The 13,315-nt window shown below is 62.9% G+C and carries 13 protein-coding genes; 10 read left to right on the top strand and 3 right to left on the bottom strand.

Translation table 11 applies throughout. The features are described from left to right. Window positions 1-9: 9 nt before the first annotated feature. Both FEZ63_RS12810 and FEZ63_RS12805 read left to right on the top strand, forming a co-directional pair. Complete coding sequence (locus FEZ63_RS12810) at window positions 10-1,374, top strand: nucleotide sugar dehydrogenase (protein WP_150945011.1); 1,365 nt, start codon at window positions 10-12, stop codon at window positions 1,372-1,374. A gap of 168 nt (window positions 1,375-1,542) precedes the next feature. Further along, entirely contained in the window at window positions 1,543-2,229 is a 687-nt protein-coding gene (locus FEZ63_RS12805) for a Crp/Fnr family transcriptional regulator (RefSeq protein WP_150945009.1), read from the top strand. A 27-nt stretch (window positions 2,230-2,256) separates the two neighbouring features. Here the strand turns inward: FEZ63_RS12805 and FEZ63_RS12800 are convergent, their stop codons facing one another. Then, window positions 2,257-2,919, bottom strand: a complete 663-nt coding sequence (locus FEZ63_RS12800) for a TetR/AcrR family transcriptional regulator (protein WP_150945007.1) — start codon at window positions 2,917-2,919, stop codon at window positions 2,257-2,259. A gap of 126 nt (window positions 2,920-3,045) precedes the next feature. On the opposite strand from FEZ63_RS12800, the gene FEZ63_RS12795 reads away from it, so the two are divergent. From FEZ63_RS12795 to FEZ63_RS12775, 5 genes are all read left to right on the top strand, one after another. Beyond that, on the top strand, window positions 3,046-4,248 hold the full coding sequence (locus FEZ63_RS12795; RefSeq protein ID WP_150945005.1) for an HlyD family secretion protein: 1,203 nt from the start codon (window positions 3,046-3,048) through the stop codon (window positions 4,246-4,248). A gap of 11 nt (window positions 4,249-4,259) precedes the next feature. Further along, a complete protein-coding gene (locus FEZ63_RS12790; RefSeq protein WP_150945003.1) occupies window positions 4,260-5,855 on the top strand; it encodes a DHA2 family efflux MFS transporter permease subunit in 1,596 nt (531 codons plus the stop codon). Between the two features lie 117 nt (window positions 5,856-5,972). Then, entirely contained in the window at window positions 5,973-7,142 is a 1,170-nt protein-coding gene (locus tag FEZ63_RS12785) for an ABC transporter ATP-binding protein (RefSeq protein WP_420846278.1), read from the top strand. A 3-nt stretch (window positions 7,143-7,145) separates the two neighbouring features. Beyond that, window positions 7,146-8,051, top strand: coding sequence for an ABC transporter permease (locus FEZ63_RS12780; protein WP_150945001.1), 906 nt, complete (start codon window positions 7,146-7,148; stop codon window positions 8,049-8,051). Continuing rightward, entirely contained in the window at window positions 8,048-8,854 is an 807-nt protein-coding gene (locus FEZ63_RS12775; RefSeq protein ID WP_150944999.1) for an ABC transporter permease, read from the top strand. The genes FEZ63_RS12780 and FEZ63_RS12775 overlap by 4 nt, the downstream gene beginning before the upstream one ends. On the opposite strand, the gene FEZ63_RS12770 is transcribed toward FEZ63_RS12775, so the two are convergent. Continuing rightward, window positions 8,848-10,659, bottom strand: coding sequence for an AsmA family protein (locus FEZ63_RS12770; RefSeq protein ID WP_162419742.1), 1,812 nt, complete (start codon window positions 10,657-10,659; stop codon window positions 8,848-8,850). The genes FEZ63_RS12775 and FEZ63_RS12770 overlap by 7 nt on opposite strands. Window positions 10,660-10,871: 212 nt before the next feature. Here FEZ63_RS12770 and FEZ63_RS12765 point away from each other — a divergent pair, with 212 nt between their 5' ends. Continuing rightward, window positions 10,872-11,609, top strand: coding sequence for a CoA transferase subunit A (locus FEZ63_RS12765; protein WP_150944995.1), 738 nt, complete (start codon window positions 10,872-10,874; stop codon window positions 11,607-11,609). Then, on the top strand, window positions 11,609-12,274 hold the full coding sequence (locus FEZ63_RS12760) for a 3-oxoacid CoA-transferase subunit B (RefSeq protein WP_150944993.1): 666 nt from the start codon (window positions 11,609-11,611) through the stop codon (window positions 12,272-12,274). Before FEZ63_RS12765 ends, FEZ63_RS12760 begins: the two co-directional genes overlap by 1 nt. A 16-nt stretch (window positions 12,275-12,290) precedes the next feature. Here FEZ63_RS12760 and FEZ63_RS12755 read toward each other — a convergent pair whose 3' ends face one another. Beyond that, window positions 12,291-12,953 (bottom strand): Crp/Fnr family transcriptional regulator, encoded by a 663-nt coding sequence (locus FEZ63_RS12755; RefSeq protein WP_150944992.1) that lies wholly within the window; start codon window positions 12,951-12,953, stop codon window positions 12,291-12,293. A gap of 135 nt (window positions 12,954-13,088) precedes the next feature. Here FEZ63_RS12755 and FEZ63_RS12750 point away from each other — a divergent pair. Then, the coding region (locus FEZ63_RS12750) for a hypothetical protein (protein WP_150944990.1) at window positions 13,089-13,315 on the top strand (227 nt) is incomplete at its 3' end.

The following is a 13,315-nucleotide window of genomic DNA, read 5'->3' as shown; positions in this document are numbered from 1 at the left end:
GAGCTTAAGATGCATGCTGAACGTCCGGCGAAAGCCGATGCGACGAATGTGGACATTGCCGGGCTGCTTGCGAGCTTCACAAATCGCACCGCCCGAATCGGCATCGTCGGCTTGGGCTACGTCGGCGTTCCCCTGGCAATCGCCTGCGCCAAGGCCGGCTTCAAGGTGATCGGTTTCGACATCAATGCCCCGCGCGTCGACCGCATCAACCGGGGCGAGAGCGTCATCAAGCATATCGGGGCCGATCTCATGGCCGAGGTGGTGACGAGCGGCCAGTTTGAGGCGACCGCGGATTTCGAGCGGCTGGGCGAGCCTGACGCCATTCTGATCTGCGTGCCGACCCCGCTCACCAAACATCGCGAGCCCGATCTCTCCTATGTGGTGAAAACCGCCCGCGCGATTGCGCCTCGGCTGCGCAACGGACAATTGGTGGTGCTCGAATCGACGACCTATCCGGGCACGACCGATGAAGTGATCAGGCCGATCCTGGAGGCTGACGGCCTCAGGAGCGGTGTCGATTTCTTCCTTGCCTTCTCGCCCGAGCGGGAAGATCCCGGCAATCCGGATTTCGGCACCTCGACCATCCCCAAGGTCGTCGGCGGCGACGGTCCCGCCGCCCTGGCGCTTGCGGATGCGCTTTACAGCCAGCTCATCGTCAAGACTGTTCCGGTCTCATCGACCGCCACGGCCGAGGCCGTCAAACTGACCGAGAACATTTTTCGCGCCGTCAATATCGCCCTCGTGAACGAACTGAAGGTCGTCTACGACGCGATGGGCATCGACGTGTGGGAAGTCATCGACGCGGCGAAGACCAAGCCGTTCGGCTTCATGCCGTTCTATCCCGGTCCGGGGCTTGGCGGCCATTGCGTGCCGATCGATCCGTTCTACCTGACCTGGAAGGCGCGCGAGTTCGACATCGCCACGCGCTTTATCGAGCTCGCCGGGCAGATCAACACGGAGATGCCCTACCACGTGGTCAACAAGCTGGTTGAGGCTGTCGACAGGAGCGGGACGGCTTTCTCCGGCTCCCGCATCCTCATTCTCGGCGTCGCCTACAAGAAAAATGTCGATGACCTGCGCGAGAGCCCTTCGCTCAAGCTGATCGAGCTGATGGAGCGCCGGGGCGCCCGTGTGGATTATTTCGATCCGCACATCCCGGTCATTCCGATGACCCGCGAGCATGCCGACCTCGCTGGGCGCCGCACCATCGCGCTCGACCGGAAATCACTGGCCGCCTACGACGCCGTGCTCATCGCGACCGACCATGACGACGTCGATTACAAGCTGATCGTCGATACCGCGAAGGTGGTGGTCGACACGCGCAATGCCTGCGCCCGGGCGGGCATTTCCGACGACCGGGTGGTCAAGGCCTGACCGCCTGTCCGATCGGCGAGGTCCAGGGCGGGACACATTATTTGAAAAAATCCGGAACCCGCGCGGAACCGACGCGGCTTTTTGTCGTTATGAAACATCGTAACGTCGACCGAAGTTGACGTTAAGCTTCAACCATGACCCAATTTGTGGGAAACGTCGGGGGATAACATGACTCGGCTGGCCAATGCGCTGCTGTTCAAGGATCTGAATATCGATCTGGCTCCCTACGAGGCCCGCTGCAACTGGCGGCGCTTCGACGGCGAGGAGACGCTGGTCGATTTCGACGACCTCTCGACCGACGTCTATTTCCTTCTTTCGGGCGACGTGCGCGTTCTCATGCGCACCGCCTCCGGCAAGGAAGTGATCCTCGACGAACTTCGGCCCAATGAACTATTTGGCGAGTTGGCGGCTCTCGACGGGATCAAGCGGTCGGCCAATGTGAGCGCGCTCACTCGCGGGGAGGCCTGCGTCATGCCGGCGACGGCGTTTCGTGAACTCGTCTTCGCGCACAAGGCGGTGGCCGAGCGCCTTTTCTGCCTGATGTCGTCGCGGATCCGCGAATTGAACGAGCGGTTCGTCGAACAGACGGTGCTGGATCTCCGGCACCGGCTCTATTCCGAGTTGTTGCGCCTCTCGGCACCGCGCAACGACAGGATCGGCGAACGGGTTATCACGCCGCCGCCCTTCCACCACATTATCGCCTCCCGCATCGGCTGCCGCCGCGAGCAGGTGACGCGGGAATTCACCATGATGTCCCATGAAGGCCTGATCGAGCGCACCCGTGGCGCGCTGGTTCTGTGCAAGCCCGACGTCCTGCGATCGCGCGTCAACGACGCCATGCGCGAGGACGCCTAGAGCCGGATCTCCTCTCGCTTGCAGGTCCTAGCCGGCGGCGGCTTTCGGCCCGTAGGCCGCGAAGAAAACGCGGATGGCGTCCCGAACTCGCGCGTCAATCTCGTTCTGGCCGAGTTCCGTGTCGACGGCGAAGAGGAGGCGTTTCATGGTCTCCGCCTGGCATAAGGCCAGGAAGTGCCCTGCCGCAGTATCCGGATCGCGGATCGACAGCCGGCCCGCCTCGGCCTGACGGGCCAGATAGGCGCTCAGACGCTCGATCCCTCGCTGGGGGCCGGCTTCATAGAATGTCTGCCCGATGCGGGGAAACTTTTCGGCGGCGCCGATCACCATCCGGATCGACGAGATATGTTCAGGTTGCGCCATGAACTTGAGAAACGATGCGCCGAGTTCACTCAGTTCCGCACGCACATCCGGGTTCTCCGGGTCGAGCTTGAACAGGACCTCCGCCAGCGTCTTCTTCTCCTCGAGCGTGAGCACCTCGAAAAGCTTGTCCTTGCTGTCGAAATAGACGTAAAGCGTCCCCTTGGAGACGCCTGACGCGCGTGCGATCTCGCCCATGCTGGCACCGTCAAACCCTTGCGCTAGAAATACCTCGCGGGCCCCTTGCAGGATCTGCCGGCGCTTGCTGCGCTCGCCGCCCTCGGCGGTGTCGCTGCAGAGAGGCTCCACGGTGTGATGTCCGTCGCTCATCGTTTTTTTGTTACCTCAAGGCTATTGACCGAACCGTTCAGTCACATCATATAGGCGCCGGTGTAACGGACGTCCAGCCCTTGGCATAACGATGTGCCTGGGTCGGAAACCGACCATGAGGCTGACATGGCTTACCACGACAAAGATCTACGGGGCCGCGGCGAAGAGAGTCTGGTCCGCTCTCATGATCGTGCGCCCGCGCCAGGGGCGAAGATTCCGGAGGCCGCCGCACCGGCAAGTCCGGACGTTCCCGCTGCCAAGCCCAAAACAGGCCGCGCCAAACGCCTTGTTCTCCTCGCCGTGCTGGCCGTCATCCTCGGCGTCGGCGGGTACGAGGGTTCCTATTGGTGGAAAACCGGCCGGTTCATGGTCTCGACCGACGACGCTTATGTGCAGGCGGACATCACCATCCTGTCGGCGAAGGTTTCGGGCTATGTGGCTTCGCTCGCCGTCGGTCAGAACCAGAGCGTCAAGGCCGGCGACCTGATCGCGACGATCGACCCGGGCGATTACGGCCTCGCGCGTCAGTCGGCAATGGACAAGCTTGCGACCCAGCGGAGCGCCATCGCGCGCATCGGGCGCCAGATCGAGGCCGAGAGGGCCTCCGTGGCGAAGGCGGAGGCGCAGATCGTCGCGGCGCAGGCCGACGCCCAGCAGGCAGCCTCGGATTTCGCCCGGCAGCAGCAACTCGCCAAATCGGATTACGCCAGCAAGGCGACGTTCGAGTCGGCCCAGGCTGCCCGCGACCGGGCCAACGCCAACGTCAAGATAGCCCAGGCGGCTCTCCTGGCGGCTCAGGCCGATGTCGAGGTTTTGGCGGCCCAACAGGTCGAGGCCGAGCGGGTCGCTGCGGAATTGCAGACGGCTTTGGCCAAGGCTGACCGTGACCTTTCATTCACGGAAATCCGCGCGCCCGTGGACGGCATCGTGGGCAACAAGGCGGTAGAAGTCGGAACCTACGTGCAACCTGGCACGCGGCTTGCCGCAATCGTCCCGCTGGCGTCGGTGCATGTGGACGCGAATTTCAAGGAGACCCAACTCGCGGCCGTCAAGCCAGGCCAGGTTGTGCACCTGCAGGTCGATGCCTATCCGAACCACGACATTCGCGGCGTGATCGAGAGCGTCGCGCCCGCATCGGGTTCGGTGTTCAGCCTGTTGCCGCCGGAGAACGCGACCGGAAACTTCACCAAGATCGTACAGCGCGTTCCGGTTCGGATCGCTGTTGGCGGCGGCGTCGCGCAGCAGAACCTGTTGCGGCCCGGCATGTCGGTCGTCGTCGACGTCGACACGCGGACGTCCGCTGGCGACAAGACCGCCAGCGTCCGATAAAGGTTTCGGACATGGCCGGCAGCGCTGCCATCACCGGAGTCCCAGGGGCGATACCGGCGGCCCGATCACCCGCGCAGGAGAGACGGCGGACATTCGCATTCATCTGCATGGTCTTTGGAATGTTCATGGCGATCCTGGACATTCAGATCGTCTCCGCGTCGCTCGCTGAAATTCAAGCCGGCCTTTCGGCGTCGGCCGACGAGATCTCATGGGTGCAGACGAGCTACCTGATTGCCGAAGTCATCATGATCCCGCTGTCCGGCACGTTGTCTCGCATGCTGTCGACGCGCTGGATGTTCGTGATTTCGGCCGGCGGCTTCACGCTCATGAGCATCATGTGCGCCACCTCAACGTCGATCGAGGAGATGATCGTCTGGCGCGCCTTGCAGGGCTTCATCGGCGGCGGCATGATCCCGACCGTCTTTGCCTCCGCCTACACGATCTTCCCGCCGAGCAAACGTCCTATAATCTCACCAATCATCGGTCTCGTCGCAACGCTTGCGCCGACCATCGGGCCGACTGTCGGTGGTTATCTGACGGATCTTTTCTCCTGGCACTGGCTGTTTCTCGTCAACATCGTGCCGGGCATCTTCGTGACGGTATCAACCTACCTGCTGGTCGATTTTGACGAACCGGATTTCAGCCTCTTCAAGACATTCGACTGGTTCGGTCTCGCCTTCATGGCGATCTTCCTCGGCAGTCTCGAATTTGTTCTCGAAGAAGGGCCGACCAGCGACTGGTTTCAGGATCCGACCGTGCTCATCCTGGCGATCGCCGGCGTCACGACGGGCATTGCGTTCTTCTATCGCGCGTTCACGGCGGAGCACGCGATCGTCGACCTGCGGGCGTTTTCGGACCGAAATTTCGCAACCGGTTCGGCTTTCAGTTTCGTCATGGGCATCGGCCTCTACGGGCTGACCTACCTCTATCCGATCTATCTTGCCCGCGTGCGCGGCTACTCGTCGTTGCAGATTGGGGAGACGATGTTCGTCACCGGCGCGTGCATGTTTTTCATGGCGCCTGTTGCCGGCATCCTGTCGCGCAAGCTCGATCCGCGCGTGATGATGGGCATTGGCTTTTTCTTCTTCGCTTATGGCACATGGATGGTGACCGGGCTCACCAAGGATTGGGATTTCTGGGAGCTGTTTGTGCCGCAGATCTTCCGCGGCGTAGGGTTGATGATCTGCATGGTGCCGATCAACAACATCGCCCTCGGGACGCTGCCGCCGCAGCGGCTCAAGAACGCGGCCGGCCTCTACAACCTGACGCGCAATCTTGGCGGCGCGGTCGGGCTCGCGCTGATCAACACTATTCTGAACGACCGCTGGGACCTGCATCTCCAACGGCTGCGGGAGAGCGTCGATTGGGGTAGCGTCACAGCCGTCGAGACCCTCAACAATCTCACTCAGAACTATCACGGCCTCGGCTCGGACGCGTCGGCGGCCGCTCTCAAAACCATATCGAACATGCTGCGCCGGGAAGCTCTGGTGATGGCCTTTGCGGATGTGTTCCTGCTGCTGACCTTCCTGTTCACCGCCTTCATCTTCGCGCTTCCGCTCATTCGCAAGCCGCGCGCCGCGCCGCCGGGCGACGGGGGAGGGCACTAGGAAAAGACGCGGCGGCGGGCTTCCCGTTCGGCAGCGGCGGTTTTGGATATTGTTCTTAAGCGCCGATCATCCTACGTTGCCGTTTCGATTTTTTAAGCTCGCGCAGGATGCTCCGTCATTTTGGCTTCTTCTCCTGAATCGGCCTCCGTGGGCGCAGTGCGCCGTTCGTTTGCACCATGGGCGGATCCGACGGAGCGGCCGCTCATCCGCTTCGAGAACGTGACCAAGCGCTTCGGCGACGCCGTTGCGGTCGACCGCCTGTCGCTGGACATTTTCGAACGGGAATTCTTCTGCCTGCTCGGCCCCTCCGGCTGCGGCAAGACCACGCTCATGCGGATGCTGGCCGGCTTCGAGCAGCCGAGCGAAGGGAGCATCACGCTCGCGGACCGTGACCTTGCGGGTGTGCCGCCCTATCGGCGTCCGGTGAACATGATGTTCCAATCCTACGCGCTGTTTCCCCATATGAATGTGGAGCGCAATATTGGCTTCGGCCTGCGGCAGGACGGATTGCCCAGAGCCGAGATCGCCGCGCGCGTCGACGAGATGCTGCGTCTGGTGCAACTGGAGCGGCTGGCGAAGCGCTACCCAAGCCAGCTCTCCGGTGGTCAATGTCAGCGGGTGGCGCTGGCGCGCGCGCTCGCCAAGCGTCCCAAGCTCCTGCTTCTCGACGAACCTCTCGGCGCGCTGGACAAGAAGCTGCGCGAGGAAACGCAGTTCGAGCTGATGGATCTCCAGCATGCGCTCGGCATGACCTTCGTGGTTGTCACGCACGACCAGGAGGAGGCAATGACCATGGCCGATCGCATCGCCGTGATGGATCACGGCCGCATCGTGCAGGTGGCGACGCCGGGCGAAATCTACGAACAGCCCAAGACACGCTTCATCGCCGAATTCGTCGGGGATGTGAACATTCTCGAGGGCCGCGTTCGGGGGCAACAGGACGGGCTCTGGCAGGTCGAGAGTTCATCGGCGCACGGGCCGCTCACCGTCGACGATGCGGACGAGGTTTTGCAAAACGGACAGGCGATCGCCATCGCGGTGCGGCCGGAGAAGATGGTGATCCATCGCGGGGAGCCGCCGCCCGATGCACTGAACGTGCTGCGCGGCGAGGTCTGGGATATCGGCTATCTCGGCGACTGGACCGTTTATCGCATCAAGCTCCCCTCGGGCGCGATCGTGCGCGTCACGCGCGCCAACAGATCGCGCTTCGTGGATAACCCCATCGATTGGGACGAGCAGGTCCATGTGACGTTTGCGCCGGATGCGGCGGTGATCCTGGCGGAATAGCGGATGATCGCTCGCAGCCTATCCAAGCGGATGGCGAACGCGCTGGTGCCGGCGTTGCCGTTCCTCTGGCTCGGCATCTTCTTTCTCGCGCCGTTTTTCATCGTTCTCAAGATCAGCCTGTCGGATCCGGCGGTCGCGCAGCCACCCTATCGCCCGGCCTTCGAGTGGGGTGACCTGGCGGGTTTTTTCAGCCGGCTCGATCTCGAGAATTTCACGACGCTCGTATCCGACGACCTCTATCTGTCGGCGACGCTCTCGTCGATCCGCATCGCCGGCATTGCGACGATCCTGCTGTTGCTGGTGGGTTTCCCGATCGCCTACGCGATGGCGCGCGCGCCCGCGCGGCACCGGGGCTTGCTGGTGGCGCTCATCATCCTGCCGTTCTGGACGAGTTTCCTCATCCGCATCTACGCGTGGATCGCCATCCTCAAGCCCGAAGGATTGCTGAACCAGGGTCTGATGGCGCTGGGCGCAATCAGCGAACCCTTGCACATCCTCAACAGTGAGGTCGCGGTCTATATCGGCCTCGTCTACGGCTATCTGCCGTTCATGGTGCTGCCGCTCTACGCAAGCCTTGAAAAGATGGATGATACGCTGATCGAGGCGGCGCTCGATCTCGGCTCGCCGCCGTGGCGCACGTTCTGGACCATAACGGTGCCGCTTGCCATGCCGGGTGTGATTGCCGGTTCGCTGTTGTGCTTCATTCCGGCCGTCGGCGAGTTCGTCATTCCCGACCTGCTCGGCGGATCGGAAACGCTGATGATCGGGCGGCAATTGTGGAGCGAGTTTTTCTCGAACCGCGATTGGCCGCTGGCCTCCGCGGTGGCGATCCTTCTGCTGATCATTCTGGTTGTTCCCATCGTGATCTATCGCGACGTGGAATCGCGACGGCTGGAACCGCGGCCATGACGCGCCGTCTCTCGCTGTTCAACGTGACGTCTCTGGTGTTGGGCTTCGCGTTTCTCTACCTGCCGATCCTGTTGCTGGTCGTCTATTCGTTCAACGCATCGCGGCTCGTCACCGTCTGGGGTGGTTTCTCGACGCAATGGTACGCGGCGTTCTTTCGCAACGAAGCGCTCATGGACGCCGCCTGGGTGACGTTTCGCATCGCGCTTCTTTCGGCAAGTTTTGCAACCGTGCTCGGGACGCTCGCGGCCCTGGCGCTGACCCGTTACGGGCGCTTTACCGGCCGCACGCTTTTCACCGGCATGGTGTATGCGCCCATGGTGATGCCGGAGGTGATCACCGGCCTCTCGCTGCTGCTGTTCTTCGTCGCCATCGATCTCGATCGCGGCTTTCTGACCGTTATGCTGGCGCACACGACGCTGACCATGTGCTTCGTCACGGTCATCGTGCAGGCGCGCCTGATGACACTCGACCGGTCGCTCGAGGAGGCCGCAATGGATCTCGGTGCGCCGCCGTTGCGGACGTTTTTCTCCGTGACGCTGCCGTTGATCGCACCGTCCGTCGTTGCGGGATTTCTGTTGGCCTTCACCCTGTCGCTCGACGATCTCGTGATCGCGAGCTTCAACACCGGCCCGGGTGCGACCACGTTGCCGATCCGCATCTATTCGCAGGTGCGGCTGGGTCTTTCGCCTGAGATCAATGCAGCCTCGGCCATTCTCATCGGCATCGTGACGCTTGGCGTTATTGTCGCGACGCTGATCAGCAAGCGGTCAAGTTTAACGCCGCAGCGATCCGAGATTCACTGAGCCGTCGCGAGCGACCCGGCGCCGGTGGCGAGCGGATGCGAAGGGCCAAACAGGGGCTTTGCCGCCCCCGATCTCTGGATGAACGAGCGTGCGTCAGGCGTGATGACGACGTCCTGCCAGCGCCCGGTCACGTCGAACACGATTGCCGGGGCGGGGCTGGGGCTGGTGGTGGCGGGCGACACATCCGCCTTGAGATCGAGCATCCGGTCGACGAGGGAAATCTTGCCGTGCAGGCTCGTCACGAGACCCGGCGCGACTAGGCGGCTGTCGGCGATTTCGGCGATGCCATCGACCAGTTTGAACTGGACTTGCGCCTGTGCGAACGGCGTGCGGCCGCCTTTCCAGTTGAGCGAGGCCGCCAACGGTCGTTTCTCGATCCGGCGGACGGCGTCGCTGAGGCCGATTCCGATCAATTCGCCATCCTTGATCGTCACCTGAGTGTCGCCGGCCGCATGGCGCACCAGCTCGGCGGGCGTGCGGCCCAAGCCTTCGACGTGGAACTGGCCCTGACCCGGTCCTTGCAGCCAGCGCCCCTGGCCGGTGGCTGTCAGAAACGACGCCATGTCGACCTGGTCGAAGGCGCCCTGCACACGCATCTCGGTTCCGCCTTCGACGGTCACGAGCGAGAGGCGGCCCTTGAGGGTTCCGTCGTGGAACGTGCCGCGCCCGAGGGATGCCTCGATGCGGCCGGGCCGCACCTGCACGCTGGCAGCCATGTCGCCGAGACGCACGCGCGCGAATTGGGCATCGGAGGCGGAGAGCCGCAGATCGAGGTCGCTGCCCGTCGTCCGCGTCAGGTCGATCACCTCGTCGCTCCAGGTGCCGGACGATGTCATAGCTTGCGCGAGGGGCGCCACGAGATCGGACAGGTCGACGTCGTCGGCCGCAAGCGTTCCGGTGATGAGCGGTCGTTCGCCGTCAAGCCTGGCAGCCAGCGTTCCCTCGAGAACCCCACCGCCCAGCTTGACCGCGACCGTGGGCCAGGACAGGCCCCGGCGGTCGAACGAGAGCGGACCCTCGATGGATACGGCTCGCAGCAGAGATCCAAAGGGCAGATCGAGCCCGCTCCAACGAGCGAAGTTGCGCACGGAGGTCGCCTTCAAAAGGCTCGTGCCCTTGAAGTTCGGATCCGTGCCTGCCTGCGCCACGCCTTCGACGGTGATATGGGCCGCGTGCAGCATGGCGGTGATGGCGAGGTTCCCGGGTCGGCCGGACGCGAGGGCAAAGGGCTGGAGCTGCAGGCGCTCGACCGCGATCGTCTCGCCCCGCCAGGCGGCGGATCCAACGACGCTGAGCGTGTCGTCTTCGCCCGCCCACGCAAAAACCGCGTTGATTTTGGCGAGCCCATCCTGAGGCCGGTCGACCAGCCGCAAGGATGAGCCCGCAAGAACGAGGCGGTTGATCCGAACGTTCCGGGAGGCATCAGCCAATAGAGCGGCCCAATCCCGCGATCGTAACGCAGCCGTGGAGGCGCTGATCCGCGTCTCGGTCAGCGACACGGCGTCGAGTTCGATGCGGCCCCACAGCAGGGGCAGGATATTGATCTCGGCCCGCAGAATGCCGCCTTCCGCCGTGATCGACGTGGCGGGCTGGCGAAGAGCGATCTGCTCGAACTTGATTCGCGGCGTCGGCAGCAAGGCAAATGTGCTGCGCCCGGCAACCGTCAACTCGACACCGTAACGGCTCTTGAGGTGTGCCGTTACGTTAGCCGCAAGGCCACCGCTGGAGAGCGTCCACGGGATCGCCGCGCCCACCAGCAGAAGCAGGCAAATGATCGCAATGGAAAGGACGGCGCGACGCGACATTCGATGAAAATCCGGAATACTGATATCCCGCCGGAGAGGCGGCCATAGAAAGCAGGCGGCTGCCGGTGGGCCAGCGCCGCCATGAGGTTTCCATATATGCATAGGAAGGGATTGTCTAAATTGAGGCCAAGTTGCAGGGTGTCCGCGACAGCCCACAAGGGTGTGAAAAGCGACTTTGGCCGTTACCAGGCCCGGCCCGGGAGAGACGTTGTATGGATAAGGTCTACAAAAATGCGCCTGCGGCCATGGCCGGGCTTGTCAAGGATGGCATGACCATCATGGCCGGCGGGTTCGGCCTGTGCGGCATTCCCGAAGCGCTGATCGAAGCCATCCGTGATTCGGGCGCGAAGAACCTCACCTTCATCTCGAACAATGCGGGCGTCGATGGTGTGGGCCTGGGGCGACTTCTGGAGACGCGCCAGATCGCCAAGATGATCTCGTCCTACGTGGGCGAAAACAAGCTGTTCGCGCAGCAATTTCTCTCCGGCGAACTCGAACTGGAATTCAACCCGCAAGGAACGCTCGCCGAGCGCATCCGTGCCGGTGGCGCCGGCATTCCGGCGTTCTTCACCAAGACGGGCGTCGGCACGTTGATCGCCGAGGGCAAGGAAGAGCGTGAATTCGACGGCGAGCGCTACATCATGGAGCGTGGCCTGTTTGCGGATATCGCGGTCGTGCACGCTTGGAAGGGCGATACCGAAGGCAATCTGGTCTACCGAAAGACTGCGCGGAACTTCAATCCGATGATGGCGAGCGCCGCCAGGGTGACGGTGGCCGAAGTGGAGCATCTGGTGCCGGCAGGCACGATTGAGCCGGATCACATCCACACGCCGGGCATCTTCGTGAAACGCATCGTCCACGTGGCAAACCCGGTGAAGCATATCGAGCAAAGAACGACCCGCAAACGCGCCGAAGCGGCTGCTGCTGCCGGGGCAGGGGAGGAAATCTGATGGCCTGGACCCGCGATCAAATGGCGGCGCGTGCCGCGAAGGAGTTGCGCGACGGGTTTTACGTCAACCTCGGCATCGGCATCCCGACTCTGGTCTCGAACTACATCCCGACGGGCATGCGCGTGCAGCTGCAATCCGAGAACGGCATGCTCGGCATGGGCCCGTTTCCGCTTGAGGGCGAGGAAGACGCCGATCTGATCAACGCGGGCAAGCAGACGATCACCGAATTGCCGACGACGAGCTATTTCTCGAGCGCCGATTCCTTTGGGATGATCCGCGGCGGCCATATCGATCTGTCGATTCTCGGCGCCATGCAGGTGGCGCAGAACGGCGATCTCGCCAACTGGATGATTCCCGGCAAGATGGTCAAGGGCATGGGCGGCGCCATGGATCTGGTGGCGGGCGTCAAGCGCGTCGTCGTCGTCATGGAGCATACCGCCAAGGACGAGCCGAAGCTCCTCAAGGAATGCAACCTTCCCCTCACCGGCGCGGCCGTGGTCGATCTTGTGATCACCGATCTTGGTGTCTTCACCATCGACAAGAAGGGTGATGGCGGCATGACGCTGGTCGAGCTCGCGGATGGCGTGACGGTGGAGGAAATCAAGGCCAAGACGGCGGCTGAATTCCGCGTCGACCTGAACGGCAAACAATCCGGCGCGGCCTGAATTAACCGCAGGTGCCTCAGGTGGACACCGCGCGCTCCACTGTGCCGGGTTGGGCGGTCAGGTTGCGAAGTCGGGCGATCTCGGCTTCCAGCCTGCCCACGTTCTCGAACAGGCGCTCGCTTGTCAGCCGGAGAAAATAGAAACCGAATTCGGGGTTCTGGAAATAGAGCTGGCGCACCTCGTCGTAGGTGATGGTGAGCACGTCGCCGCTCGCGATGCATTCCAGCGTCTGCGAGCGTTTGTTGTCGGGCGACAGGAAGCCCATTTCGCCGACGACTTTTCCCTGAGGGAGATCGATTCCCAGCTCTCTCAGGCGGTAGCGCCCGGACAGCGTATAGAACATGCAATTGGCCGCATCGCCCTTTGAAAACAGCACCTCGCCGGCCTCGACGCTTTGGCGCGCCATGAACGGCTTCAGCCATTCCATGGAAAGGTCGCTCTTCGACGCGACCCTGACCGTCCTGATCAGGCGCAGCATCTGCCATGTCCTGACGCCGTTGAGCGGCAGCAGGATCATGTTCACCGCCATGCTCGGGAACAGGCCCATATTGTACGCATAGACGAGCGACACCAGGTTGGTGACGATCCCGATGCAGCGCAGCGGGATGATGGTTTTCATCGCGCTGCCCGCAATCGCGAGCCCTGCCGCCAGCCAGCCGATCGCTTCCACCCAAGTCATGTGCACCTACCACCTATTAATGCCGCTGCGGCATATAACATTCGCGAGCACGTGTCAGCGCAATATGCGCCAGCGCACTTGTGAGGATCTCCGATGGACTTGAGGGGAGTTGACGACCTCTTCGAGAGCTTCCGAATGAACAACCGGGACGTCGCAGCCTCGCGGCAGGCGCTCGCTCAGAACTTGAAGCCGGCTCCGACGCCGCTTCCGGTCATGACCGGTTCGACCGTGGTGGAGGACGGTCGCGGAGTCGACATCGTGTCGGGAACGCTGACGGCAGGCCGTTGCGCGACCGGGCCCGATTGCTGCGCTGCTTTGGCGCCTCGTCCTCTGGAATCGCCGCCGGTCAGGGAGGGCGGGGG

Origin of the sequence: Microvirga brassicacearum, from assembly GCF_008757455.1 — a bacterium.
GTDB classification, from domain to species: domain Bacteria; phylum Pseudomonadota; class Alphaproteobacteria; order Rhizobiales; family Beijerinckiaceae; genus Microvirga; species Microvirga brassicacearum.
This window is presented reverse-complemented; position numbering and strand designations above follow the sequence as displayed.